The organism is Methylocella sp., assembly GCF_044226135.1.
In the GTDB taxonomy this organism is placed as follows: domain Bacteria; phylum Pseudomonadota; class Alphaproteobacteria; order Rhizobiales; family Beijerinckiaceae; genus Methylocapsa.
Genome location: NZ_JBGAHM010000006.1, coordinates 1 through 25,629, shown reverse-complemented (window position 1 = coordinate 25,629; position 25,629 = coordinate 1). Strand labels below are relative to the sequence as shown.

20 protein-coding genes are annotated in these 25,629 nt (G+C 71.8%); 7 read left to right on the top strand and 13 right to left on the bottom strand.

Features of this window, described 5'->3' with window-relative positions; genetic code table 11:
- Position 1: 1 nt before the first annotated feature.
- From ACILRB_RS04565 to guaB, 7 genes are all read right to left on the bottom strand, one after another.
- A complete protein-coding gene (locus ACILRB_RS04565) occupies positions 2-1,186 on the bottom strand; it encodes a DUF3616 domain-containing protein (protein WP_395665117.1) in 1,185 nt (394 codons plus the stop codon).
- A 129-nt stretch (positions 1,187-1,315) separates the two neighbouring features.
- Entirely contained in the window at positions 1,316-1,705 is a 390-nt protein-coding gene (locus ACILRB_RS04560; RefSeq protein WP_395665116.1) for a DUF779 domain-containing protein, read from the bottom strand.
- A 116-nt stretch (positions 1,706-1,821) separates the two neighbouring features.
- The gene (locus tag ACILRB_RS04555) at positions 1,822-3,990 is read right to left on the bottom strand and encodes a malate synthase G (protein WP_395665115.1); all 2,169 of its coding nucleotides are present in this window, start codon (positions 3,988-3,990) and stop codon (positions 1,822-1,824) included.
- A 268-nt stretch (positions 3,991-4,258) separates the two neighbouring features.
- Positions 4,259-5,551: an RsmB/NOP family class I SAM-dependent RNA methyltransferase gene (locus tag ACILRB_RS04550; protein ID WP_395665114.1), complete on the bottom strand. Its 1,293-nt coding sequence runs from the start codon at positions 5,549-5,551 to the stop codon at positions 4,259-4,261.
- A gap of 9 nt (positions 5,552-5,560) precedes the next feature.
- Complete coding sequence (locus ACILRB_RS04545) at positions 5,561-5,803, bottom strand: GlsB/YeaQ/YmgE family stress response membrane protein (RefSeq protein WP_395665113.1); 243 nt, start codon at positions 5,801-5,803, stop codon at positions 5,561-5,563.
- 74 nt (positions 5,804-5,877) lie between these two features.
- On the bottom strand, positions 5,878-6,252 hold the full coding sequence (locus ACILRB_RS04540; RefSeq protein ID WP_395665112.1) for an MAPEG family protein: 375 nt from the start codon (positions 6,250-6,252) through the stop codon (positions 5,878-5,880).
- 80 nt (positions 6,253-6,332) lie between these two features.
- Positions 6,333-7,823, bottom strand: a complete 1,491-nt coding sequence (gene guaB, locus ACILRB_RS04535) for an IMP dehydrogenase (protein ID WP_395665111.1) — start codon at positions 7,821-7,823, stop codon at positions 6,333-6,335.
- 297 nt (positions 7,824-8,120) lie between these two features.
- Between guaB and ACILRB_RS04530 the strand changes: the two genes are divergently transcribed.
- Both ACILRB_RS04530 and ACILRB_RS04525 read left to right on the top strand, forming a co-directional pair.
- Positions 8,121-9,392 carry a DUF2254 domain-containing protein gene (locus ACILRB_RS04530; RefSeq protein WP_395665110.1) on the top strand — a complete coding sequence of 424 codons (1,272 nt, stop codon included), beginning with the start codon at positions 8,121-8,123 and terminating at the stop codon, positions 9,390-9,392.
- A 108-nt stretch (positions 9,393-9,500) separates the two neighbouring features.
- The gene (locus tag ACILRB_RS04525; protein WP_395665109.1) at positions 9,501-10,913 is read left to right on the top strand and encodes an MFS transporter; all 1,413 of its coding nucleotides are present in this window, start codon (positions 9,501-9,503) and stop codon (positions 10,911-10,913) included.
- A 24-nt stretch (positions 10,914-10,937) separates the two neighbouring features.
- Here the strand turns inward: ACILRB_RS04525 and ACILRB_RS04520 are convergent, their stop codons facing one another.
- The 5 genes from ACILRB_RS04520 to ACILRB_RS04500 all read right to left on the bottom strand — a co-directional run bounded on the left by ACILRB_RS04520 (position 10,938) and on the right by ACILRB_RS04500 (position 16,783).
- Positions 10,938-11,669: an RlmE family RNA methyltransferase gene (locus ACILRB_RS04520; protein ID WP_395665108.1), complete on the bottom strand. Its 732-nt coding sequence runs from the start codon at positions 11,667-11,669 to the stop codon at positions 10,938-10,940.
- Positions 11,666-12,880 carry a Ppx/GppA phosphatase family protein gene (locus tag ACILRB_RS04515; protein ID WP_395665107.1) on the bottom strand — a complete coding sequence of 405 codons (1,215 nt, stop codon included), beginning with the start codon at positions 12,878-12,880 and terminating at the stop codon, positions 11,666-11,668. The genes ACILRB_RS04520 and ACILRB_RS04515 overlap by 4 nt, the downstream gene beginning before the upstream one ends.
- Before the next feature lie 145 nt (positions 12,881-13,025).
- Positions 13,026-15,332, bottom strand: a complete 2,307-nt coding sequence (locus tag ACILRB_RS04510) for a caspase family protein (RefSeq protein ID WP_395665106.1) — start codon at positions 15,330-15,332, stop codon at positions 13,026-13,028.
- Between the two features lie 94 nt (positions 15,333-15,426).
- Positions 15,427-16,068 carry a uracil-DNA glycosylase family protein gene (locus tag ACILRB_RS04505; protein ID WP_395665105.1) on the bottom strand — a complete coding sequence of 214 codons (642 nt, stop codon included), beginning with the start codon at positions 16,066-16,068 and terminating at the stop codon, positions 15,427-15,429.
- Complete coding sequence (locus ACILRB_RS04500) at positions 15,995-16,783, bottom strand: MBL fold metallo-hydrolase (RefSeq protein ID WP_395665104.1); 789 nt, start codon at positions 16,781-16,783, stop codon at positions 15,995-15,997. Before ACILRB_RS04500 ends, ACILRB_RS04505 begins: the two co-directional genes overlap by 74 nt.
- A gap of 420 nt (positions 16,784-17,203) precedes the next feature.
- Here ACILRB_RS04500 and ACILRB_RS04495 point away from each other — a divergent pair, with 420 nt between their 5' ends.
- Positions 17,204-19,027 carry a sensor histidine kinase gene (locus ACILRB_RS04495; protein ID WP_395665103.1) on the top strand — a complete coding sequence of 608 codons (1,824 nt, stop codon included), beginning with the start codon at positions 17,204-17,206 and terminating at the stop codon, positions 19,025-19,027.
- A 298-nt stretch (positions 19,028-19,325) separates the two neighbouring features.
- The gene (locus tag ACILRB_RS04490; RefSeq protein ID WP_395665102.1) at positions 19,326-20,954 is read left to right on the top strand and encodes a S10 family peptidase; all 1,629 of its coding nucleotides are present in this window, start codon (positions 19,326-19,328) and stop codon (positions 20,952-20,954) included.
- A gap of 18 nt (positions 20,955-20,972) precedes the next feature.
- Here the strand turns inward: ACILRB_RS04490 and cobT are convergent, their stop codons facing one another.
- Positions 20,973-21,992, bottom strand: a complete 1,020-nt coding sequence (gene cobT / locus ACILRB_RS04485) for a nicotinate-nucleotide--dimethylbenzimidazole phosphoribosyltransferase (protein WP_395665101.1) — start codon at positions 21,990-21,992, stop codon at positions 20,973-20,975.
- 305 nt (positions 21,993-22,297) lie between these two features.
- Between cobT and ACILRB_RS04480 the strand changes: the two genes are divergently transcribed.
- The 3 genes from ACILRB_RS04480 to ACILRB_RS04470 all read left to right on the top strand — a co-directional run.
- The gene (locus tag ACILRB_RS04480) at positions 22,298-22,567 is read left to right on the top strand and encodes a hypothetical protein (RefSeq protein WP_395665100.1); all 270 of its coding nucleotides are present in this window, start codon (positions 22,298-22,300) and stop codon (positions 22,565-22,567) included.
- Positions 22,568-22,750: 183 nt separating this feature from the next.
- On the top strand, positions 22,751-23,998 hold the full coding sequence (locus ACILRB_RS04475) for an exonuclease SbcCD subunit D (RefSeq protein ID WP_395665099.1): 1,248 nt from the start codon (positions 22,751-22,753) through the stop codon (positions 23,996-23,998).
- The coding region (locus ACILRB_RS04470; RefSeq protein WP_395665098.1) for an AAA family ATPase at positions 23,998-25,629 on the top strand (1,632 nt) is incomplete at its 3' end. The genes ACILRB_RS04475 and ACILRB_RS04470, both read left to right, overlap by 1 nt.

The window sequence follows — 25,629 nt, the reverse complement described above, 5'->3', positions numbered from 1 at the left end:
GTCAGCCCGGCGGCAGCGGCGCGCGAAACTCCGTCGGCCTGCCGTTCCGCGCCGTGTCGTAGAGGATCAGCGCGCGCAGTTCGCCGTTCCCGGCCTCGAGCGGCAGCACGGCTTCGGGCTTGGCCCGCTTCGGCTCATTGTTCCTGTCGGGCGTCCAGACCTCCTCGAGCCGGCCGAGCAGCGTCGGCTTGAGCGGCGAGGCGGCCTGCGGCGAAGGTCGGGGCGCGACCAACAGGCTGAACGGCTCCTCCTTCTGCTCGCGCGTCGGGCCTGAAAGAATGAGCAGACGCCCGTCGGGCAGCACGGCGAGGTCGCGCACGCCGGCCTTTTCGCCGAGGCTCAGGCCGATCTCGGTCACGCGCATCGGCAGGCGCTCATGGCCCGGCGCGAACAGATCCTCGACGGGCGCGCCGATCAGCAGGGCGTCGCCCTCGATCGAGGGCGCGCGGGCGCCGACGAAGAACAGGCCGTCGACCACGACGAGGCCCTCGAGATTGAGACCCCTGTCCTGCAGCTTGCGGGCGAAGAAGGGCCGCGCCTGCTCCGCGACGAGAAGCGCGTCGGCGAGCCGATAGGTCGTCTCGACCTCGCCCTTGAGCTTTCCCGCGTCGTCGAGGCGGAAACGCGCAGAGACGAAGGACGAGCGCAGGAATTCGCCCTCGCCGCGCGACCGGCCATGCGAGCCGAGGACATAGAAATAGGGGGCGGCGTAGGCGACGGCCTCGCCGTCGAAATCCTTGAACACGCCCTGATCGTCGGGGTTTTGCGGGTCCTGCGGCGGCCGTCCCCTGATCTCGTCCTCGCGGTCCCGGTCGACGATTTTGACGACGTCGCCCGGAACGAGCGCGCCCGCCTTCAGGAACGCGACCTGGACAAAACGGGTCTGGTCGTCGACGACGACGCAGACGCGCCGGCCGCCCGACTCCTCGGGGGCGCAGGCGAAGCCGCTGAGATCGTTGGCGACTTCGCCCCTGCCGCCGCTGAAGTCGCCTTCGACCCTGAACCTGCGCTCCGGCACGAGCGGCGCCGGCTCCGTCGCGCGGGCCGCGCCCGGCGAAGCCGCGACCAGAAGACTCGCAAGCAACAGGATTGTGAGCAATGGGGTCGCGAGCGGCAAAGTCTTGAACGGCAAGATCTTGAACGGCAAGGTCGTGAACGGCGGCGCCGCCACAAGACGCATTCTCATGTCACGGCGCCCTCTCGCGCCAAAAGGGCGCGCGGCGCAGCAAAACCCAAAGCGCGCGCGGCGGCAAGAGCGGCTTTCCGCAGGCCGCCCGCGCCCCGGGTCGCGCCGCGACCGGAGGCGACCGTCCGGTCAGGCCATGGGTCTGGCCGCCCCCGCCCGTTCGAGCGGCGCGAGCCGTTCGGTCTCCTCGGGCGAGAAGACATGGCCGCGCGTCAGAAAGCGCACGCCGCCGGGCGATTCGAGCGAAAATCCCGCGCCGCGGCCCTTCACCACGTCGACGATGAGCTGGGTGTGGGCCCAGACGTCGAACTGGTCGCCGTCGATATAGACCGGGCAGCCGGCGATCTCGCCGAGGCGCACGTCATTGCCGCCGATGCGGAATTCGCCGTCTGGATAGCACATGGGCGAGGAGCCGTCGCAGCAGCCGCCGGATTGATGGAACAGGAGCGCGCCATGGGCGTCCTTGAGCTTCTCGATGAGCTCGACCGCCTGCGGCGTCGCCACGACGCGTTCGATCATGGCCGCTTCTCCCTTCGTCTTCGCTTCTCTCGCGTCTTTGAGGCTTTATCGCCCATCGCGCGCTTCGACGCAAACGTGCGGCCGGGCGGAAAGGCTCCGCCCGGACGGCTTTGCGGTCAGGACGCCGCCTGCATCGCTTTCGCCTCGCGCCGCCACGCGGCCAGCAGATGCTCGGTGTAGCCGTTCGGCTCGTCGCGCCCCTTGAAGATCAGGTCCATCGCGGCCTTGAACGCCGGCCCGTCGAAGCCCGGCGCCATCGGCGTATAGAGCCTGTCGCCGGCGTTCTGGCGGTCGACGACGACGGCCATGCGCTTCAGCGTCTCGAGCACCTGATCCCTGGTGACGACGTCGTGGCGCAGCCAGTTGGCGATATGCTGGCTCGAGATGCGCAGCGTGGCGCGGTCCTCCATCAGCGCCACGTCATGGACGTCGGGCACCTTGGAGCAGCCGACGCCCTGGTCGACCCAGCGCACCACATAACCGAGGATGCCCTGGCAATTGTTCTCAAGCTCCTGGCGGATGTCGTCAGGCGCCCAGTTGGTCTTGGCGAGCGGGATCGTGAGGATGTCGGAGAGCTTGGCCTTGGGGCGCTTGCGCAGCGTCGCCTGGCGCGCCGCGACGTCGACCTTGTGATAATGCAGCGCGTGCAGCGTCGCCGCCGTCGGCGAAGGCACCCAGGCCGTGTTCGCGCCCGAGAGCGGATGCGCGATCTTCTTCGCGACCATCTCGGCCATGGCGTCCGGCGCCGCCCACATGCCCTTGCCGATCTGCGCCTTGCCCGGAAAGCCGCAGGCGAGGCCGACGTCGACGTTCTGGTTTTCATAGGCCGCGATCCAGGGCGTGCCCTTGATCTCGTCCTTGCGGATCATCGGCCCGGCCTCCATGGAGGTGTGGATCTCGTCGCCGGTGCGGTCGAGGAAGCCGGTGTTGATGAAGAAGACGCGGTCGGCGACGGCCTTGATGCAGGCCTTGAGGTTGACCGTGGTGCGCCGCTCCTCGTCCATGATGCCGATCTTGAGCGTGAAGCGCGGCAGGCCGAGGAAATCCTCGACGCGGGCGAAGGCGTCGTTCGCGAGCGCCGCCTCGTCAGGGCCGTGCATCTTCGGCTTGACGATATAGACCGAGCGCGCGCGGCTGTTGTGGACCGCCGGCTCGCCGCGCACGTCATGCAGGGCGATGAGGCTCGTGACCGCCGCGTCGAGCAGGGTTTCGGGCGTCTCGCGCCCGGCCGCGTCGAGCACGGCGTCGGTCTTCACGTGATGGCCGACGTTGCGCACGAGCAGCAGGCTGCGCCCGTGCAGGGTCATCGGCCGGCCCTCGCGGTCGAGGTAATGCCGGTCGGCGTTGAGCTTGCGCTCGAAGATCAGGCCGTTCTTCTCGAGCTTCGCCGACAGCGTCGACTGCATCAGGCCGAGCCAGTTGCGATAGACGACGACCTTGTCCTCGGCGTCGACCGCCGCCACGCTGTCCTCGAGGTCGATGATCGCGGAGAGCGCCGCTTCGAGGATCACGTCCGAAAGACCGCTCTTCGTCTCCGAGCCGACGAGGCTGCCGGGGTCGATCTCGAGCTCGATGTGGAGGCCGTTCTGGCGCAGCAGCACGGTCAGGGCCTGCTCGCCGGTCTTGCGCCAGCCGGAGAAGCGGCCGGGATGCTTGAGGCGCGTCTCGAGCCCGTTTTCGAGCTCGCAGACGAGTTCGGCGTTGGCGACGCGATAGCGCACGACGTCGGCGTGGCGGCCCTTCGAGAGCGGAACCATCTCGTCGAGCAGCGAGCAGGCGTAGTCGACGACGCGGGCGCCGCGCGCCTTGTTGTAGCCCTTGCCCCGTTCGAGCCCCGGCGTCTCGGGAATGACGTCCGAGCCATAGAGCGCGTCAAACAGGCTGCCCCAGCGGGCGTTGGCGGCGTTGAGCACGAAACGGGCGTTCGAGGCCGGCACGACGAGCTGCGGGCCCGAGACGCGCGCGACCTCAAGCGTGTTCTCGGTGCGGATCGAGAAATCCTCGGGCTCGGGGACGATATAGCCGATCTCGCGCAGGAAGCTCTCGTAGCTCGCGGGATCGAACTCGCGCGAGGCGAAAATCTTGTGATAGGCGTCGATCTTGCCCTGAAGCTCGTCGCGGAACTTCAGCTGCGCCTCGATGCGGGGACTGAATTCGGCGATCAGCCCTTCGAGCCCGCTCCAGAAGGCCTCGGGCGTCACGCCGGTTCCAGGAAGCGCTTCCTGCTCGACGAAATCCCGCAAAGTCGCGGCGACGCTTATCTTGCCGATCTGCGCGTAAGCCATGAGCCTCTCGTCGTTTCGGGTTGAGCGCCCTCGGCCTGCGTCTCCTCGCCTGACGACGGAATGCGGAAGCGGTTCCGGCCCGCCTTCTGCGTCCGCGCGAAGTTACAGCAAAGTCGGCGCCAGCACCGCAAATAAAGGCTTGCGGCGCCGCGGGATATAATCTGTTTGTCGTAAGGCGCCTAGCGCGCGAGCGCCTCGCGCCCGGGCGCGACGACCTGCTTCGAAACGCGCCGGTCGACGGCGCGAGCCGCGGCGGATCTCGCGGGAGTCAGCCTCGCGCAAGACCCACGACGTAAAATCCGTCCGTGCCGCTCGTGGCGGGCGAGAACCGCAGCCCCGGCCCGAGCGTCGAGGCGAAGCGCGCGAGCTCCGGCAGCCCGGCGGCCGCCGCCATGTCCTGCGCCTCGAGCGCGCGAAATTCGGCGTGCGCGCCCAGAAAAGCCTGCGCGCGCGCCTCGTTCTCCTCCGGGAGCAGCGAGCAGGTGACGTAGACGAGCCGCCCCTGCGGCTTCAGGAAGCGCGCGGCGCCCGCGAGCAGTTCGTCCTGCTCGGCGACGCGCTGCGCGAGCGCCGAGGGGCGCATGCGCCATTTCGCGTCCGGGTTGCGCCGCCACGCGCCGACGCCGGTGCAGGGCGCGTCGATCAGCACGAGGTCGCAGCGGCCTGCGAGATCGGCCAGCGCGTCCGCGCCGCGCCGCGGCGTGCGCGCCTGGACGTTGCGCGCGCCGGCCCGTTCGAGCCGGGCGTGGATCGGCCCGAGCCGGCGCGCGTCGTCGTCATGGGCGTAGATCTGGCCGCGGTTCTCCATCTGCGCGGCGAGCGCCAGCGTCTTGCCGCCGCCGCCGGCGCAGAGATCCAGCACCTGCTCGCCCGGGCGCGCCGCGCAGAGCAGCGCGGCGAGCTGCGAGCCTTCGTCCTGGATTTCGACGCGGCCCTTGAGATAGTCGGGCTCGCCCGAGAGCGAGACTGCGCGGCCGTCCGCGCCGAAAGGCACGCGCAGGCCCGACGGCGCGAGCGGCGTCGGCGCGGCGCCGAGGCGCTTCAAATTCGCCAGCGCCTTCTCGCGCGAAAATTTCAGCGTGTTGACGCGCAGGTCGAGCGGCGCGCGCCCGGCGAGCGCGGCGGTCTCCTCAACCACCCGCTCGCCGAAGGCCGCGCGCAATGAAGGCTCGAGCCAGTCGGGAAAATCGCCGGCGACGGGGGCCGGCGCGCCGTCGAGCGTCGCGGATGAAAAGCGCGCGCGCTCAGGCTCCGAAAGCGGCGCCGGCGCATGGCCCTCGCCGGAAAACAGCGCCCCGGCTTCGGCCAGCGCGAGGCCGCGCGAAAGCTTCAGCGCGCCGAGCAGGACGCCGCGCGGCGACGCGTCGTCCATGACGAAGGCCGCCGAGGCGCGCCGGCGCAGCGCGTCATAGACGAGCGCGGCGACGCCGGCGCGGTCTTTCGAGCCGGCGAAGCGATGCGACAGACCCCAGTCCTTGAGCGCGTCGGCGGCGGGGCGGCGAAGACTTTCGACCTCGCCCAGAACTTCGATCGCCGCGGCGACCCGCGCGCCCGGGGTCATGATTTGCTCCTATTTCTTCACAAGGCCGATGATGAACAGCAGGATGCAGGCGCCGATCACGGCGTTGAGGATGTCGCCCAGAAGCCCGCCGCCGATGTAGAGTCCGAGCCGCGGCAGGATCGCGCCGGCGATCAGCGCGCCGACGACGCCGACGAGGATGTTGCCGATCAGGCCGAAGCCGCCGCCCTTCATGATGAGGCCGGCGAGCCAGCCGGCGATGGCGCCGACGAGGAGCCATGCGATCACGCCCATGGACGTTTCCTTTCGAGTGCGAATCGGACGGCGGCGCCGCCCCGCGCGGATTATGCGGGCTCAGGCCCGCCGCGTCACAGCCCCGCGAACAAAATGCGCAGGGCGAACACGACCCACATCACGAACAGCGTCGCGACGCCGAGCAGCCAGGCGATTCCCCGCGCCGGCTGGGTGTTCGGCCCGGTGTGGATCGCGGCATGCGCGAGGCGCGAGAGGACGAAGATCCACGACATGACGACGAACAGCGTGTCGGCCTTGCGCGTGAGAATCGCCAGCGGGACGAGCGCGAAGAAAAGGACGGGGATCTCGAAATGGTTCGAGAAACAGTCCGAGACGAGCTTCGCCCGCTCGGGCGACTTGCCATGGCGCGCGGCGACCATCCAGAAGGTCAGGAAAAAGATCAGCCCGATCTCGACGAAGACGGGCGCGAGGATGGATTGCAGCGACATCGGGGCTCCGCGAACGGGATGGAGAGGGGCGGCCCGGCGCGGAACGGCCGGGCCCGAAGCGAAGCCTGCCGGCGGGCGGCTTACGAGCCCGTCGGATAGTTCGGGCTCTCGCGCGTGATCGAGACGTCGTGCACATGGCTCTCGCGCAGGCTCGCCGACGAGATGCGCACGAATTTGGCGCGGCTCTGGAAGGTCGGCACGTCGGCCGCGCCGACATAGCCCATGGCCGCGCGCAGGCCGCCGGCGAGCTGGTGCACGATCGCGCCGACGGGGCCGCGATAAGGCACCTGCCCCTCGACGCCTTCGGGCACGAGCTTCAGATGGTCCTTGATGTCCTGCTGGAAATAGCGGTCGGCCGAGCCGCGCGACATCGCCCCGACCGAACCCATGCCGCGATAGGATTTGAACGAGCGGCCCTGGTAGAGATAGACCTCGCCGGGGCTTTCGTCGGTGCCGGCGAACAGCGAGCCGATCATCACCGTGTCGGCGCCGGCGGCGATGGCTTTCGCGAGATCGCCCGAATATTTGATGCCGCCGTCGGCGATCACCGGGATGTTCTGGGCCCGCGCCGCCTCGGCGCAGTCCATGATGGCGGTCAGCTGCGGCACGCCGACGCCGGCGACGATGCGCGTGGTGCAGATCGAGCCCGGGCCGATGCCGACCTTGACGCCGTCGGCGCCGGCGTCGATCAGCGCCTTGGCCCCGTCCGGCGTCGCGACGTTGCCGGCGATCAGCGCGACCTTGTTGCTCAGGCGCTTGATGCGTGAAACCTGGTCGAGCACCGCCTGTGAATGGCCGTGCGCGGTGTCGATCACGACGCAGTCGACGCCCGCGTCGATCAGCATTTCGGCCCGCTCGAAACCCTTGTCGCCGGTGGTCGAGGCGGCGGCGACGCGCAGGCGCCCCTCGGCGTCCTTCGAGGCGGACGGGTGCTGCGTCGCCTTCTCCATGTCCTTGACGGTGACGAGGCCGACGCAGCGGAACTCCTCGTCGACCACGACGAGCTTTTCGAGCCTGTTCTGGTGCAACAGCCTCCGCGCCTCGTCCTGGGCGACGCCCTCACGCACGGTGATGACGTCCCTGGTCATCAGGCCCGAGACCGGCTCGAGCGGATTGTCGGCGAAGCGCACGTCGCGATTCGTCAGGATGCCGCAGAGCCGCGCCGGCTTGCCGCCCGGCCCGCGCTCGACCACCGGAATGCCGGAAATCTCGTGCCGCCGCATCAGGGCGAGCGCGTCGGCGAGGGTCTCGTCGGGGAAGATGGTGATCGGGTCGACCACCATGCCGCTCTCGAATCGCTTGACCTTGCGCACCTCCTCGGCCTGCTCGGCGGGCTCGAGGTTGCGGTGGATGACGCCGATGCCGCCGGCCTGGGCGAGGGCGATGGCGAGGCGCGCCTCGGTCACCGTGTCCATGGCCGACGAGATGATCGGCAAATTGAGGCTGATGGTCGAGGTGAGGCGGGTGCGCAGGTCGGCGCCGCTCGGCATCACCTCGGAATGGCCCGGCAGCAGCAGGACGTCGTCGAACGTGAAGGCTTCGGTGAGCGGCGGACGCTGGATCGGGCTCAAATTGTCAACTCCGGGATGACGGCTATCGGCCCCGCCTGCTTCGACGGGGACGCCGCGTTTTTGTTGGATGAGAGTTGCGGGCGGCTCATAGCATGGGCTGAGGCCGAGCGCAAAGCGGCGCGGCGGAGAAGTCGCGCCGTCAGGGCGCTGGAACAACGCCGGGACCGCGCCGGGACAAGCGCGCCGGCCGCGCCTTGCGCGACGACGTCGGGCTGGCGGCGGGGGCCGCGTCTCTCTAGGCTGCGGCGCGGACGGCGGCAGGCGTCTCGCGGGGGCGTGAAGACGGCGGGAGGCGCGATGTCGCGGTGGCGGTGGATCCTGAAGAGAGCGGCGCGGCGGCTGTGGCTGCGCGCGAGCCTGATCGGCGCCCTCGGCGTCGGCGCGGCGATCCTCGCCGCCGTCGCCGACCGCTACATCCCCTGGACCATCCCCGCGAGCCTTTCGCGCCGGATCGGCGCGGACGCGGTCGACGGCGTCCTCAACGTCATCGCCTCGAGCATGCTCGCGGTCACCACCTTTTCGCTGAGCGTCATGACCACGGCCTATGGCGCGGCCGCCAGCAGCGTGACGCCGCGCGCGACGAAGCTCCTGATCGAGGACCAGGTGACGCAGAACGTGCTCTCGACATTCGTCGGCTCGTTCCTGTTCAGCATCGTCGGGCTCGTGGTGCTGCAGACCGGCGCCTATGGCGACCGCGGACGGGTGATCCTGTTCTTCGTCACCATCGGCGTCATCGGCCTGATCGTCGTGTCGCTGCTGCGCTGGATCGACTATCTCACGCGCTTCGGGCGGGTGGGCGAGACCACGCGCCGGGTCGAGGAGGCGGCGCTCGCCGCGATCAGGGACAGGATCGAACATCCCTTTCTCGGCGGAACGCCGGCGTCCGGGCCGGCGCCGGCGGCCGCAGCGCCGGTCTTCGGCGAGACGATCGGCTATGTGCAGCATATCGACATGACCGCGCTGTCGGACTGCTGCGCGGCGTTCGACGCGGAGGTTTATGTCGAGGCGCTCCCGGGCGCCTTCGTCCATTCGGGCGCGCCGCTCGCGCGTGTCGCCGGGACGCGCGACGAAGACGCGCTGAAGCGCGCGCTGGGGGAAGTCGCCGCCGCCTTCGCCGTCGGCGACGAGCGCAGCTTCGACCAGGACCCGCGCTTCGGCCTCATCGTCCTGAGCGAGATCGCGCAGCGGGCGCTGTCTCCGGCCGTCAACGACCCGGGCACGGCGATCGACGTGATCGGGCGCGCCGTCCGTCTGCTCAGCCTTTGGGCCGACGGCGAGCGCCCGGCCCCGGAGGCCGCGCCCTGCGCGCGGGTTCACGTTCCAGCGCTCGCCCTCGACGATCTGTTCGACGACGCGTTCATGGCCATCGGCCGCGACGGCGCGGCGATGATCGAAGTCCAGTCGCGCCTTCTCAAGTCGCTGTTCGCGCTGGCGCGGCAGGGGGACCCGCGGACGCGCGCCGCCGCCCTGCGTCAGGCGCGGCTCGCCCACGCCCGCGCCGAGGCGGCGCTGACGCTGCCGCAGGACCGGCGGCGGCTGAACGAGATCGTTCAGGACGCCGCTCCCTGAACCCGCGCCGGCGGGATTTGAACTGCGCGCGCGAGCCGGTAAGACCCGCCGTGAGACTTCGGCCAGCGCGCCCGCGCGGCCGCCCCGCCCCCGCCCCGGAGCCGCGCCTTGCCCCGCTACGCCGTCACCGCGCTGATCGTCGCCTGCGCGCTCTTCATGGAGCAGCTCGACGCCACCGTCATCGCGACCTCCCTGCCCGCGATCGCGCTCGACCTGCACGAAGACCCGATCGCGCTCAAGCTGGCGCTCACCTCCTATCTCGTCTCGCTCGCCGTGTTCATTCCGGCGAGCGGCTGGGCCGCCGACCGTTTTGGCGCGCGGCTGATCTTCCGGCTGGCGATTCTCATTTTCACGCTCTCCTCGATCGGCTGCGGCATGGCCTCGAACCTGCCCGAGCTCGTCGTCGGGCGGCTGGCCCAGGGGATCGGCGGGGCGATGATGGTGCCGGTCGGACGCCTTCTGATGCTGCGCACCACCGAACGCGGCGATTTCGTGCGCGCGCTCGCCTTTCTGACCGTGCCGGCGCTGTTTGGCCCGGTCGTCGGCCCGCTCGTCGGCGGCTTCGTGACCACCTATTTCCACTGGCGCTGGATCTTCTGGATCAACGCCCCGATCGGCGTGCTCGGCGTCGTGCTGGTCACGCTGTTCATCGACGACGCGCGCGAGGAGAACCCCGGCCGCTTCGACCTGCGCGGCTTTCTGCTGTCGGGCTTCGGCCTCTCCTTCATGCTGTTCGGCCTTGCGGCCGAAGGCGGCGGCCTCGCCTCGCCCGCCCTCAGCCTCGGCCTGCTTTTTTCGGGCGCGGCGCTGCTGGCGCTTTACGTGCTGCATGCGCGCCGCACGCCGGCGCCGCTGCTCGACCTGACGTTGCTGCGGCTGCCGACCTTCCGCGCCAGCGTCGGCGGCGGCGCGCTGTTTCGCATCGGCGTCGGCTCGCTGCCCTTCCTGCTGCCGCTGATGCTGCAGATGAACTTCGGCCTCAACCCGTTCCAGTCGGGCGCCCTGACCTTCGCGGCGGCGGCGGGCGCGGTGTTCATGAAGACGGCGGCGGCGCCGATCCTGCGCCGCTATGGCTTCCGCCGCGTGCTGACGCGCTGCGCGCTGGCGAGCGGGCTCGTCATCGCCGGCTACGGGCTGTTCACGGCGCAGACGCCGGGCTATCTGATGATCGTCGTGCTTCTGCTTGGCGGATTCATCAATTCGCTGCAGTTCACCGGCGTCAACGCCATCGCCTATGACGAGATCGAGCAGCCCGAGATGAGCCGCGCGGTCAGCTTCGCCTCGGTGGCGCAGCAGCTTGCGCTGAGCCTCGGCATCGCCGCCGGCGCCGGGGCCTTGCAGGGCTATGCGCATTTTTTCGGCGCGGGAGTCTATTCCAAACCCGCCTTCGTGTTCGCCTTCGCCGTCATGGGGGTGTTCTGCGTCGCCTCGGCGGTCGTGTTCGCGCGCCTGCCGGCCGGGGCCGGGGCGGAGCTTGCCGGCAAGGCGCGCCGGCCGCAGGAGGCCGGCGCCGAGTCCTAGAATCAAGGAGGCCGGCGCCGAGCCCTAACCTTCGGCCTCTCCAGCAGCCGGTCGCGCGCCGCGAAATCCGGTCGCCAGCACGTAAAGCTCGGAGGAGTCGGCCCGGCTCGCCTGCGGCTTGACATGTTTCACGGCTGAAAAATCGCGCTTCAGCATGGCGAGCAGTTCGCCCTCCGTGCCGCCCTGCAGCACCTTGGCGAGAAAGGCCCCGCCCGGCGCCAGCACCTCGGCCGCGAAATGGGCGGCGAGTTCGACGAGCCCGACGATGCGCAGATGGTCGGTCTTCTTGTGGCCGGTGGCGTTCGCCGCCATGTCGGAGAGCACCGCGTCGGCCGCGCCGCCGAGCCAGGCCTTGAGCCGCGCCGGCGCGGAGGCGTCATGGAAATCCATGATCTCGAACTCGGCCCCGGGCATGGGCTCGATCGGCAGAAGGTCGACGCCGACGACGCGGCCGCGCCCCTCCTCCGCGCCGACGCGCTTTACCGCCACCTGCGACCAGCCGCCGGGCGCGGCGCCAAGGTCGACCACCCTCATGCCGGGCCTGAGAATATGGAAGCGGTCGTCGATCTCGATCAGCTTGTAGGCCGCGCGCGAGCGAAAGCCTTCGCGCTTCGCCTGCGCGACATAGGGGTCGTTGAGCTGGCGTTGCAGCCACAGGGTGGAGGAGAGCGTGCGCTTGCGCGCCGTCTTGACGCGGGTCTTGAGCGACCGCCCGCCCTCGCGCCCCGAAGACGAGCCGCCCGAAGGTCCGCTCATGCCGTCCCGCCGGCCGCAAGATCCTCGTCGATGAGCTGCATCAGAATGCCTTCGCGCAGGCCGCGGTCGGCGATGCGCACGCGCTCGGCCGGGAAACGGCGGCGGATCGCTTCGAGAATGGCGCAGCCGGCGAGCACGAGATCGGCCCGGCCGACGCCGATGCAGCCGTTCATGGCGCGTTCCTGATAGCTCATGGCGCGCAAGGCGGCCACCGCGGCGGAGACGTCGGCGTCGGACATCCACAGCCCGTCGACGCGGCGCCGGTCATAGCGCGAGAGGCCGAGATAGACGCCGGCGATGGTCGTCACCGTGCCCGAGGTGCCAAGCAGGTGGAAACGGCCGCAGCGCCGCTCCGCGCGGGTCATGGCGGCGAAGCCGTCAAGCTCGGCGAAGACATGCGCCACCATCGCCTCGAAGGTCGCGGGCGTGACGTCGAGGCCGCCGAACTTCTCGGCCAGCGTGACGACGCCGAGCTGCAGCGAGACCCAGTGGCGCACCCGCTCGCGCGCGCCGGCGCGCCCGCAGCCGGCCTCGCGGCCGAGCCAGACGACTTCGGAGGAGCCGCCGCCGATGTCGAACAGAAGCGCGCTTTCGGCGGCCTGGTCGGCGAGCGCGGCCGATCCGGCGGCGGCGAGATGGGCTTCCGTCTCGCGGTCGACGATTTCGAGCGCGAGGCCGGTTCGGCGCCTGGCGCGGCGCAGGAAATCGCCGCCGTTGCGGGCGGCCCGGCAGGCCTCGGTGGCGATCAGCCGCGCCCGCGTGACGCCGCGCGCCGCCATCTTCTGGCGGCAGACGTCGAGCGCGGACAGGGTGCGGTCGATCGCCGCAGGGCTGAGCTCGCCGCTGCGCGAAAGGCCCTCGCCGAGCCGCACGATGCGCGAGAAGGAGTCGATGACGCGAAAATCCGAATCGCCCGCCTCGGACGGCTCGGCGCGGGCGATCAGCAGGCGGCAGTTGTTGGTGCCAAGGTCGAGCGCGGCGTAGACCGCGCCGCGCGCCGCGCTCTCCCGCTGTCCGCGCGCGGGCCCGCCTGAAGCGGCCCCGGTCGGGCGCGCCTGTCGCGACGGGGCGACGGCGGCTTCGTGAGGCCGCGCGCGAGGCGGGATCGACCGTTCGGAAAGGCCGGAGCGTTCAGGCAGGCCGGCGCGGCCGTCGGCGAAAAAGGCGTCGAGCGGCGCCGTCGGCTGCTCATGGGGAGGCGCGTGGTCCATTTCAACGCCCTTCCCGTGATCCACGTCAAAGCCCCCGCCTGCGCGCCCGGGCGTCCGTCGCGCCCCGCCGGCGACGCCGCTTCGCGCCAGTCTAACAATGGCTTGGAGAATCGCCAAGCGCGGCGGAAGACGAAGTTTTCGACCCTTATCGCCGCTCCTCGCCCGGCCCGGGCGGATGCGGCTTTCCGTCGCTCGCGGGACGCTGGGCCGCAGGATGCGGCGGCGCGGCCTGCGGCGGAGCCGCGGCGGGCGCCGGATGCGGGGCCGCAGGATGCCCGGCCTGAGGCGCGGGCGCGGGCGCAGGCGCCGGCGGCGGTTTCGCGGCGGGCGGCGGAGCGGGCGCCACAGGCTTCGCGGCGGGAAGAGGCTTTGCGGCGGGCGGCGCCGGCGCGACATGCGGCGCGGGAGCTGGATGCGGCGCTGGCGCTGGCGCTTGATGGGGCGCGGGCGCGGAAGGCGCGGGCGAAGCGGGCGCGGGCGGGCGGCGCTGCGCCGAATCGGGCGCGCCGTGAGCCGGAAGCCCGGCGCCTGACGCCGGAACGCGCCCAGGCGCCGCAGGCCTTGTTTCAGGCGCCGCAGGCCTTGCTTCAGGCGCCGCAGGCCTTGTTTCTGGCGCCGCAGGCCTTGCTTCAGGCGTCGGGACAGGCGCCGCAGGCTTGGCTGCAGGCATGGCGGGCTTCGCCTCCGGCGCCGCAGGCTTGGCCGCGGACGGAAGCGGCGCGGGCATGGACGGCGCGGGCACGAGCGGCGCGGGCCTGGACGGCGCGGAGGTTTGCGGCGCCGGAGCGGGAGTTGGCCTCGGCCCGCCCTGCGCCGGCGGCCTATGCCCGCCCTGCGGCGGAAGCCCCGCCCCCGAGGGCAGGGCATGGCCCGGCGCAGGCGCGCCCGGCGGCCCGACGGGATGCGCCGGGCCGCCCGGCTGGGCTCCCGCTCCGGGAGGAGCGTTCGGCGCGGGACGGCCCTGCGGCGCAGCCTGACCTTGCGGCGCAGCCTGACCCCGCGGCGGAATCTGCCCATGCGGCGCGGGCTGGACTTGCGTGGGCAGGACTTGCGCGGGCTGGATCGGGGGGGCGAACGGGCCCGGCCCGGGCGGCGTCTGGGGCGCCCGCGGCGGCGGCGCGGCGTGCTGGAGCGCCGCGCCTGCGGCCGCGCCGGCGCCGATGGCGAGCGGAATCAGCACGGGCGCCGGCAGCGCGCCGGGCGGCGGCGGAGGCGGCGGCGGGGGCGGCGCGAACATGGGCTGCGCCGACAGATAATAAGCCGGCGGCGGCGGCGGGGGCGGCCCCTCCACGATCACCACCGGGCCGTCGACGATCTGATAATCGGCGGGCGGCGGCGGCGGCAGCCCGCCGAAGTCATAGGCGACAGAGTTCGGCGGCGGCGAAAGCGGCGCGGCGAGCATGGCGAGGCGCCGGCGCGCGTCATGGACATGCGGCCCCTGCGGATAGCGCCGCACATAGCTCCAGTAGGCCTCGGGCGTGTCGGCCGCGACCGCACGGCGCCAGGTCAGCGCCTCGCGCCGCGCCGCCGCCAGCGCGCGCAGGCGCGGGGCGAGCGGATCGTCAGGGTAGAGCGCCAGAAAATCCTGATAGCCTTCGAGCGTGTCGCGCTCGAGCGCGGCGGCGTAGGCTTCGGCGGGGGTGGGGAAGGCGCGCAGCGGCCGCGCCTGCGCGCTCCTGAAGGCGCGCGCGGCCTCGGGCGGCCCCGGCGCGAGCGTGAGCGGCGGGACGATATTGGCCGAATCCCAGGGCTGCATGGCGCCGCGCGTCATTTCGTCGACGCGAAGGCGCGTCTGCGCGAACACGACGTCGATCGGAATTCCGAGCCGCGGCAGGAGGCCTGAAAGCGCCTGCGCATAGGCGCCATAGGGGCCGGGCTCGTCGGGCGCGAGCGTCCCCGGGGCCGCGTTGAAGGCGTAGAGCGCGCCGGGCGGCGCCTCGATGAGGGCGAGCCCGCCCGCAAGCCGGCCGGCCGCCGCCGCCGGATCGGCGCGGGCGGCGTCGATCACGATCACGCGGGCGCGCAGCGGCAGGCCGGCGAGCGCCCGGTCGAGGTCGGCGACGCGGACCGCGGCGAGCGAAATGTCGCTGTCGCGCGCGATCGCCGCGTCGATCGGCAGAAAATAGTTCTCGCCGTCGAACTGGAGGCCGCGGCCGGCGAGGTAGACGAAGACCACGGCGTTGGGGCCGGCCTCCGCCGCCCGCGCGACAAAATCGCGGAAGGCGCGCCGCACGCCGTCAAGGTCGAGGTCGGCGAGGCCCGTCACCGAGAAGCCCGCGCCGCGCAGGGTCTCGGCCATGAGGCCGGCGTCGTTGACCGAGGTCGCGAGGGGCGAGGCGTAGCGCCCCTCGCCGATGACGAGCGCGAGCCGCGCGCCCTCCGCCGCCTCGGCGCGAAGGCCCGGCGCGATCAGGGCGAGGACGAGAAGGATCCGACAGAAAGAAAACCGCATGCTGGCCCCGGACGAAACACGGCCCGGACGGAACGCCCGCGCCCGCTCAAGGTCAATGCCGCGCGCGTGAACCGACCCTGAACGCAGCGTCGGATCACGAAATCGCGTTCGCGACGAGCGCGCGCAGGGCCGGCAGGGTCTCGGCCTCGAACCAGGGGTTGCGCTTCAGCCAGCCGCTGTTGCGCCAGGAGGGATGCGGCAGGGCGACGATCATCGGCCCCTCCCCTGCGAAGTCGCGCCAGCGGCGCACGAGCCCGTCGAGCGTCATGGACCGGGGAAGCGGCCGGCCGGCCCTTGCGAAATGATAGGCCTGCGCATGGCGTCCGATCGCCAGCACGACCTCGACCTGCGGCATCAGCGCGAACAGGCCGTCATGCCAGGCGAGGCGGCATTCGCGGCGCGGCGGAAGGTCGCTGCGGCCGGGGCCGTGGCCCGGGAAACAGAAGCCCATCGGCGCGATGGCGACGCGGCTCTGGTCATAGAAGATCTCGCGCGGGACGCCCATCCAGCGCCTGAGCCGGTCGCCCGAGGCGTCGTCGAAGGGAAGGCCGCTGCGATGGACGCGGATCCCCGGCGCCTGGCTCGCGACGAGCAGGCGCGCCGTCGACGACACGCGCAGCACGGGGCGCGGCTCATGCGGCAGCGGCGCGCCGCGCGGCGCTTCAAGACAGAGCCGGCAGGCCCTGACGCGCGCCGTCTCGGCCGCGAGCGCCGAGGTCGAAAATCTGTCCGTCATGGGCGACGACCACCCCCGCCTGCTCCATCTCGGCGCGCCGTCGAAACGCGCCCTCGCTCATATGGGTGAGCGCGACGCGGCGCGCCGAAAAGCCCGGCAGCCTGTCGCGCAGCGTCGGCCAGTCGAGATGGTTCGGCACCGGCTTGTCGCCGGAATAGCATTCGCACAGGAAAAGATCCGCGCCGGCGGCGACGTCGTAAAGCGCGTCGGTCCAGGCGGTGTCGCCTGAAAAGGCGAACAGGCTGTCGCCGTCGGACAGCCTGAGCCCGGTCGGCGCGGAGCCCGGCGAATGGACCACCCGGAAATTCTGATAGGCGAAGCCGCCGAGATCGACGGGCGCGCCCGCCTCGACCTCGCGCACCTCGAGCGGAAAGCTCCAGTCGACCGGGCCGGGAAAAAACGCCTCGAACGCCCGCGCGAGCCGCGCCCTGAGCCCCGGCGGCCCGGCGATGACGAGCGGCCGCGTGCGGCGCTCGACATACTGGCAGTCGAGCAGCAGGAACGGCAGCCCGCCGAAATGATCGCCGTGCATGTGGGAAATCACGACGAGACCGACGTCGTCGAAGGCGAAGCCGAGCTTCTTCCAGGCGGAGATCGAGCCGGCCCCGAAATCGACGATCGCCGCTCCGGCCACGGGCGAATCGAGGCGAAAGCAGCTATGGGCCCGTCCGCCCGAGCCGAAAGCGTCGCCGCAGCCGACGATGGTGATTTTCATGGAAAGTCCTGTGGGGGCGCGCGGCCCGCGCCAGGCTCAAGGCCGGGCGCGCCCGCCCGCCGGTCAGATTGCGCACGGACCCTGAACGTCCGACGCCGCCGGACCATAGCCGCCTCCGGCCCCTCCGCAATGTGCGAAACCGCACAGAATTCCAGCGCCGCGAAACGCCGACCCCAGGTTGCATGGCCCGGCCCCGGCGCGCAAGAGGCGTCAGCTTCGCGCAAGCGTCAAGAGCCAACAATGCGACCTGTCTTTCGCGCGTCTTCTTAAAATTTCGGCGGCAGGCTTCCGACGGGCCTTGGAACGCGGGCGCCGGGGCCCTCTCCGCAAGGCGATTTGCTCCGCAAGGCGACTTCCTGCGCAGGGCGACTTCCTGGGCAAGGCGACGGTGGGAGATTCGGACATGACGGATCGTCGGACATGACGGATCGCGCGGCGGATTTGCTCATGGCGCCGTCCGGGCCGGACGGCCCGGCCTCAGGCCTCGACGACTTCGGCGCCTGGCTCGCGCGCGGCGCGCCGGAGCGGCGGACGCAACCGCAAGGCCGCGCCGCCGACCGCGGCCCCGCCTCGATCCCGACCTGGCGGACGCGCGAGCGGGCGGCGCCGGCCGGCCTGCCCCTCCCGCCCGACCGGCCCCTCGCGCCCGGCCTGCCCCTCCCGCCCGGCCTGCCCCTCCCGCCCGACGACGCCCGTTCGGATCGCGCGCGAGACGAGGGGCGCGTCCCGGCTGCGGATCCCGCGCCCCGGCCGGAGCGGCGCGCGCCGGCCGTCGCGCCGCCGGCCGCCCCGTCCGCGCGCCCTGTCTCCGCGCTCCCCCCGTCCGCGTCCGGACGACGCGACGACGCGCTCGCCGGCGCAGGGCTGAGCCTCGTCTTCGCCGCCGTCGCGCTCGCCTGGCTGCCCGCCGCGTCCGTCGCGGCGTGGCTGCTTCTCGCCGCCGCGGTTCAGCTTTGCGCGCTTGTCGGCGTCCCCTTCGTTTGCGTTCCCTGCGCCGGCGCGGCGGCGGAGGCCGCGCTTCCTGCGCGCGAGGCGCGACGACGCCGGCGCGTCGGCGTCGCGGCCAGAACGGCGCGCGGCGCGGCCTTCGCGCTGCTCGTGGTCCTCGTCGGCCGATCGGGCGGGTCCGAGGCCGGGGCCGGCGCGGCGCTCATCGGGCTCGTCGCCGCGGCGGCCGGCGCGCTGGTCAATCCGGCGCGGCCGGCGGCCCTCGCCGAACCCCTTCCGGCGATCCTCGCGACGGCCTGGCTGTTCGCCGGAGCGCGGAGCCTTGCGCCCGCGAGCGCGGCGATCGTCCTTCTCGCCCTCGCCGCCGAGCTTGCGGTCCTGCTCCTTGCGCGCCGGCGCCATCTCGGCGCCGTCGAGACGCTCGCGGCGGCGCAGGACAAGAACCGGCTCATCGCCGAGCTCGAGCAGGCCAAGGCCGAAAGCGACCTCGCGCGCCGGCGCGCGGAGGAGGCCAATCTCGCCAAGTCGCACTTCCTCGCCACCATGAGCCACGAGCTGCGCACGCCGCTCAACGCCATTCTCGGCTTCTCGGAAGTCATGAAGGGAGAGTTGTTCGGCTCCCATGTCGTCGCGTCCTACCGCGAATATTCCCACGACATCCACGAGAGCGGGCGCCATCTCTTGACGCTCATCAACGAAATCCTCGACCTCTCGCGCATCGAAGCCGGGCGCTTCGAGCTCAAGGAGGAGCCGGTGGCGCTCGGCCATATCGTCGAGGACTGCCGCCATCTGCTCGCGCTTCGGGCGCAAAAGCGCGCCGTCTCCGTCGCGGAGTCGGTCGAGCCCGACCTGCCGCGGCTGTGGGCCGACGAGCGCGCCCTGCGGCAGACGGCGCTCAACCTGCTCTCCAACGCCGTGAAGTTCACGCCGCCCGGCGGAAAGGTCGAGATTCGCGTCGGCTGGACGGCCGCCGGCGGACAATATCTCGCCGTGCGGGACACGGGCCCCGGCATCCCGCCCGAGGAGCTTCCCGTGGTCATGGCCTCCTTCGGACGCGGCGCGCTCGCGCGCAGGAACGCCGAGGAAGGCTCGGGGCTCGGCCTGCCGATCGTCAAGGGGCTCGTCGAGCTGCATGGCGGGCGGTTCCTGCTGCGCCCCGTGCCCGGCGGCGGGGCCGAGGCGGTCGCGATCTTCCCGCCCTCGCGCGTGCTTAAGGGAGACCTCGCGGCGGGCGACGATCTCGCCGCCGCGCGCCGCCGGCGCAAGGCGCGCCGCGAAACGAGGCCGGCCGCCTGAGCACCCGAGCGCGGGCGACGACGCCGGGCCGGCGCTTGCGCGTCTTGCGCGCCGATCGCCCCGCGGCTTCGGCGGTCGTTCCGCCGGCTCGCGTTCAATCCCCAGCGTTCAATCCCCAGCTTTCAATCCCGGCGTTCAATCCATTGTGCTTCGCGCCGCCTTGCGGGCGCGCCGGCGCCGCTGCAATCAGGACAGGCGGACTCCCATATCATGCGGATCGGGACGTCCGCGGCCCAAACGCCCGCCGCGTCGACCCATGGGCCGAGGCCGCGCCAGGCGGCCCGATGGAGGAGACGCCATGCGCAACCCGCCCGATCAGCGCGGCCCCGTCGCCGTCGCCGCGGCGCTGGCGTTCTGCCTGTTCGCGCTCCCGGCCGCCGCGCCAGCCGCCGCGCGCGAGGTGGACGCGGCGCCGCCCGTCGCCGAGGCGGCCGGGGCGGGCCACGGCCAGAAGCCCGAAGCGCAAAAATCGGGGGCGCAGAAGCCGGAGGGGCAAACCCCGGAGCCGCGCGCGGCGCAGGCGACGCAACGCCCGCCGACCACCCCGCCCAATCCGCTGCCTCCGCCTTCCGTCACGCGCCACACGATCAACCTGCCGCAGGGCGCGCTCGCCTTCACGGCGACGGCCGGCGCGATCCGACTTGTCGACGCGCAAAGCGGCGCGCCGCAGGCCGACGTCGCCTATGTTTCTTATGTCCGCGAGGCGACGGACGCCGCGCGCCCGGTGGTCTTCGCCCTGAACGGCGGGCCCGGCGCGGCCTCGGGCTGGCTCAACCTCGGCGCGCTCGGGCCTTTCTTGCTCGACCTCGGCCCCGGGCCCTACGCCCCTTCGGCGCGCCCCGCGCTCGTTCCAAACCCCGACGGCTGGCTCGACTTCGCGGACCTCGTGTTCATCGATCCGCCGCTTACGGGCTACAGCCGGCTTTTCGCCAAGGACGAGGCGCGGCGGCGCTTTCTCTCGGTCGACGGCGACGTCGCCGCGCTCGCCGTCGTCATGCGCAAATGGCTGAACGAGAACGGGCGGACGCGAAGCCCCGTGTTCATCGTCGGCGAGAGCTATGGCGGCTTCCGCGCGCCGAAGCTCGCCCGGGCGCTGCAGGACGACGAAGGGATCGGCGTCGACGGCCTCATTTTGATTTCGCCCGTGCTCGATTTCGGCTGGATCGAGGCGCAGGACAGCCCCCTGCCGGCCGCGGCCATGCTTCCCTCGCTCGCGGCCGCCGCGCGGGGCCTGAAGCCGACCGACACGGCCGCGCTCGCCGAAATCGAAGCCTATGCGTCCGGCCCCTATCTGGCCGACCTTCTGCGCGCGCCGCGCGATCCAGCCGTCATGGACCGGCTGGCCGCGGACGTCTCGCGGCTCACAGGCCTCGACCCCGATTTGGCGCGCCGCTCGGGCGGGCGGATCGACCCGTCGGAGTTCGCCCGCGAGCGCGAAAGGGCTCAGGGGCGCCTCCTCAGCCGCTACGATCTTGACGTCTCCGGCCTCGACCCGACGCCGCGGGAGCGCGGCGGGCGCGCCGCCGATCCCGTGCTCGACGCGACCAAGACCGCCTTCGCCGCCGCCATGGCCGAGCTGACCGCCCGCGAACTCGGCTGGAAGGTCGACGCGCGCTATGAAATCCTCAATGGATCGCTCAGCGGCCAATGGCGCTGGGACGGCGGGCGCGGCTCCGCCCAGGCGATCGGCGATTTGCGCCAGGCGCTGGCGCTCGATCCCTCGCTGCGCGTCCTGATCGTCCATGGGCTGACCGACGCGGTCACCCCCTATTTCGCCTCAAAACTTCTGATCGCCCAATTGCCGCCCCTTGGCGATCCCGGCCGTGTGGCGCTGAAGGTCTATGAGGGCGGCCACATGCCCTGGCTCGTCGCGTCCGCCCGCGCCGCGCTGCGTCAGGACGCGCGCGCGCTGATCGAGGCGCGCTGAACGGCGCCCGCGCCAGGCTCAGCTCCGGTTCGCGACGCCCGCGGCCTCGAAGGTCGCCATGCCGGAATGGCAGGCGAGCGCGGCCTTGATCAGCGCGACGGCGAGCGCCGCGCCCGAGCCTTCGCCGAGCCGCAGCCCGAGATCGAGCAGCGGCGCCTTGCCGAGCCGGCGCAGGACTTCGGCGTGGGCGGGCTCGGCCGAGAGGTGGCCGGCGAGGCAATGGTCGAGCGCGCGCGGCTCGGCCGCCTGCAGGATCGCGGCGGCGGCGCAGGCGACGTAGCCGTCGAGCACCACGGGAATGTTCTGCGAGCGCGCCGCGACGATCGCCCCGGCCATCGCGGCGATCTCGCGCCCGCCGAGGCGGACCATGACCTGCAGCGGGTCGTCGAGAAAGGGCCTGTGCAGCGCCACCGCCGTCTCGACCGCCTCGATCTTGCGCGCCAGCGCCTCGCCCTCGACGCCCGCGCCAGGCCCCGTCCAGTCGGACGCCGTCCCGCCATAGAGCGCATGATAGATCGCGGCGGCGACGGTGGTGTTGCCGATGCCCATCTCGCCGACGCACAGGAGATCGACGCCGTCGGCGATCGCCTCCATGCCATAGGCGAAGGTCGCCGCCGTCTCGGCCTCGCTCATCGCCGGACCGGCGCAGATGTCCTTTGTGGGCACGTCAAGCGCCAGCTCGAACACTTTCAGCGCGGCGCCGACCGAGGCGCAGATCTGGTTCACGGCCGCGCCGCCGGCCGAAAAATTCCGCAGCATCTGCCGGGTGACTTCGGCCGGATAGGCCGAAACGCCGCGCGCCGCGACGCCGTGGTTGCCGGCGAAGACGGCGACGAGCGGGCGCTCAAGCGTCGGCGCCTCCGTCCCGCGCCAGGCGGCGACGAAGGCCGCGACGTCCTCGAGCCGCCCGAGCGACCCCGGCGGCTTCGTCAGGCTCGCCTGTCGGCGCCGCGCCGCCGATTCGGCCTCATGCGAGGGCGGCGGCGCCATGGCGAGCAATTCCCGGATCGAGTCGAGCGGGGCGGAGCTGTCGGACATGAAGGGCTTTCGGCGGGAGGGCTGCGGCGCTTCTCTTAAAGACCAACGAACGCCTTGTCGATGTGCGCTGCGGCATATGCGCGCCGCATGCTAAATTTTATTTAGCTCAAGCATTAAAAAGATTTATTCCGCTTTGGAATAATGTCCATTCCTACAATAATCAGGAAAACCCGCTGCGACAAACTGCCAGTGTTCTTCAATATTGCGGTGCGGCAACTTTATATTTACATTCATCAGCGACGGTTTTTATCGTTTCGTCTGGGAGGAAACGGTCCTGCGTGGCTTTAAATCAGGAGCGCCAGATCATGAATAATAACATCATCCCCGCAATCGCCATCCGGCTCGCCGTTCTCGGCGGCTTCGCCGCCATCGCGACCTTCGGCGCCGTCGCCGCGCCGCTCGTCTCCGAAGTCGCGCCGGGCGTCTCTCAGGACGACGTGACGGGCTCGATCGCGAGCCCGAGCGAAGAGTCGCGCGGCCCACTGCGCGTCACCTGCCACAACGGCCTCGCCCGCGACGGCCAGAAGCAGCAGCGCGGCTGGTTCTGCCGCCTCGACCCCGAGCGCGCCCACTGACGCGCTGAGCGGATCCGACTGAACGGCCAAAGGCGCCGCGCCCCGACGCGCGGCGCCTTTCGTCGTCTTTGAAGCGCTATCAACCGCTTTTTCGCGCCGGGGCTTTTGCGCCGCCGCCGGAGCCGCCACAATGGCCGCGCGCCGCCGCGCGTCTTTGCAAGCGGCCGCGCCGGGGCAGAACCGATGCGCTTTCGCTTCATCCATGCGGCCGACCTCCACCTCGACAGCCCGCTGCTCGGCCTGAGCGCCAGGTCGCCGGAGGTCGCCGCCAGAATCGCCGACGCCTCGCGCCAGGCCTTCGACAATCTGATCGCCCTCTGCCTCGACGAACGCTGCCGGCTGATGGTCATCGCCGGCGACGTGTTCGACGGCGACTGGCGCGACTGGCGCACCGGCCAGTTCTTCGTCTCGCGCATGCTCCGCCTGCGCGAAGCCGGCGTGCGGGTGGTCATGATCCTCGGCAATCACGACGCGACCAACGGCTTCATGAGCCGGCTCGAACTCTCCGACAATGTGACGCTGCTGTCCTCGCGCCGACCGGAGACGAAGCGGTTCGACGACATCGGCGCGGCCGTGCACGGGCTGAGCTTTCCGAGGCGCGAGGTGACCGAGAACGTCGCGCTCGGCTATCCGGCGCCCCTGCCCGGCCTGTTCAACATCGGCCTGCTGCACACCGCCGCCACGGGGCGCGAGGGCCATGTCAGCTACGCGCCCTGCACGGTCGAGCAGCTCGCCAATCATGGCTATCAATATTGGGCGCTGGGCCATATCCACGCCCGCGAGGTTTTATGCGCGTCGCCGCCGATCCTGTTCAGCGGCAATCTGCAGGGCCGCAGCGTCCGCGAGACCGGCGCGAAGGGCGCGACGCTGGTCGAGGTCGAGGGCGGCGAGGTCCTGCGCTTCGAGCATCGCCCGCTCGACGTCGCGCGGTTCGAGACGCGCACGCTCGCCCTCGACGGCGTCGAGACGCGCGACGCGCTGATGGAGGCGGTGCGGCTTTGCGCCGAATCGGCCCTTGACGCGGCCGAAGGGCGGGCGCTCGCGCTGCGGCTCGCGCTTGCCGGACGAACCCCGCTGCATGGCGAACTCGCCGCGGGCTTCGCCCTGTTGCGCGAAGAGGTCGAAACCCTGTTCGCGGCGCTTTCGTCCGATCTCTGGCTCGAAAAGCTCGCGCTGCGCACCGAGCCGCCGGCCGCGCCGGCGAGCGCCCCGGGCGTCGACCCGAGCGTCGCCGGCGGCCTGCGCGAGGCGATCGCGGAGCTGTGCGCCGACGGCTGGCTCGACGCGCGGCTCGAGGAGAGGCTCGCGAAAATCCGTCCGAAACTGCCGCCGCATGCGCACGCCGAGGCGTTTCTCGCCGCCGCGCGGCTCGACGCGCCGGCGCGGGCCCGCGCCCTCGCGCTCGCGCTCGTCGAAGAAGGACAGGGCTGATGCGCTTCGACGAGCTGACGCTCGACTGCTACGGCGCCTTCGAGACCACGACGCTGCATTTCCCGGCCGACCGCGGGCTCGTCGTCGTCTATGGGCCGAACGAGGCCGGCAAGAGCTCGGTCCTCGCGGCGATCGGCGATTTCCTTTTCGGCGTGCCGGACCGAAGCGACCGGGTCCGCGTTTTCGGGTCGGACCGCCTGCGCATCCGCGCCGCCCTGCGCTTCGCCGACGGGGCGCGCGTCGCCTACACGCGGCGCAAGGGCCGAACCAGGACGCTGCTCGACGAAGACGGCCGGCCGGTCGACGAGGCGACGCTCGCAACGCGGCTCGGCGGCCTGACGCTCGCGCGTTTCTCGTCCCAGTTCGGGCTCAGCCATGAAAGCCTGCGCGAAGGCGGCAGGGCGATGATGAAGGCGGAGGGCGACGTCGGCCAGCTCATTCTCGCGGCGGGCGGCGGCCTTTCGGCGCTCGTTCCGCGCGTCGAAAGGCTGCGCAAGGAGGCGGACGCCCTGTTCGCCGACCGCCGCGCCGACCACCGCACGTTCTATATTGCGCATGACGCCTATGAGGCCGCCGAAAAGCGGCGCAGGGACGGCCTCGTCACGCGCGAGCAGCATGAAAAGGCCGTCGCCAGAAAAATCGACGCCGTCGGCCGTCTCGAAGCGGCGCGGGCGCGCTGCGACGAGATCGACGCGGCGCGCCATAACTTCGCCCGCAGCCGGCGCGTCGCGCCGTCGCTGCGCGCGCTCGACGGCATTTCCGCGCAGCTTGCGGATTTCGACGATCTCGCGCCCCATGGCGAGGAGTTTTCCGGCCGCTGCCAGACGGCGCTCGACGCGCTCAAAAACGCGGCGGCGGCGCTCGCGGAGGCGGAACTCCGGCTGGCGAAACTCGAGGGGCGCATCGGCGCGCAAAATCCTGACGGCGACATCGTCGCCGCCGACGCCGACGTCGCCGCGGTCGTGGAGAAGGCGCGCCATGTCGAGAAGGAACGCCGCGACCGCCCGAACCGCGAGCGCGAACTCGCCGACGCGACGGCGGCGCTCGCGCCGCTGAGGGCGAGGCTCGGCGCGCCGGACGACGCGGCGCTCAAATCCCGCGAGCCCTCGGCCGAAGCGGTGGCGCTGGTCCGCAGGCTGGCGCAGGAGGGCGCCGACCTGCGCACGCGGATCGCGGCCGTGGAGGATGAGGCGCCCGAGGCCGAAAAGACGCGCGGCGTCGTGCTCGCGCGGCAGGAGAAGCGGATCGCCGCCGGGCGCGACGCGCCGCTCGGCTTCGACCCCGGCGACTTCGCCGATCTCGCGCGCGTCGCGGCGGCCGCGGCGAGCGCGCGCGCAAAACTCGACAGGCGGGCGGCGCAGCTCAGGGACGGCCTCGCGCGCGCGGGGGCGGACCGTTTCGAGGCGCTCGCGGACGAAGCCCTGCCGGACGACGAAGCGATCGCCGCCGAAATCGAGCGCCGCGCAGGATTCGAGGGGCGGCGCGCCGATCTGGGCGAAAGGATCGACGCCGCACGGGAGAAAATCGCACGCCACGGGGCGCAGGCGGCGCAGCTCGCGCAGGGTCTGCCGCCCGCCTCGCCCGAAGCCGTCGCCGCGGCGCGGGCGGCGCGCGACGCGGCGCTGGCCGAG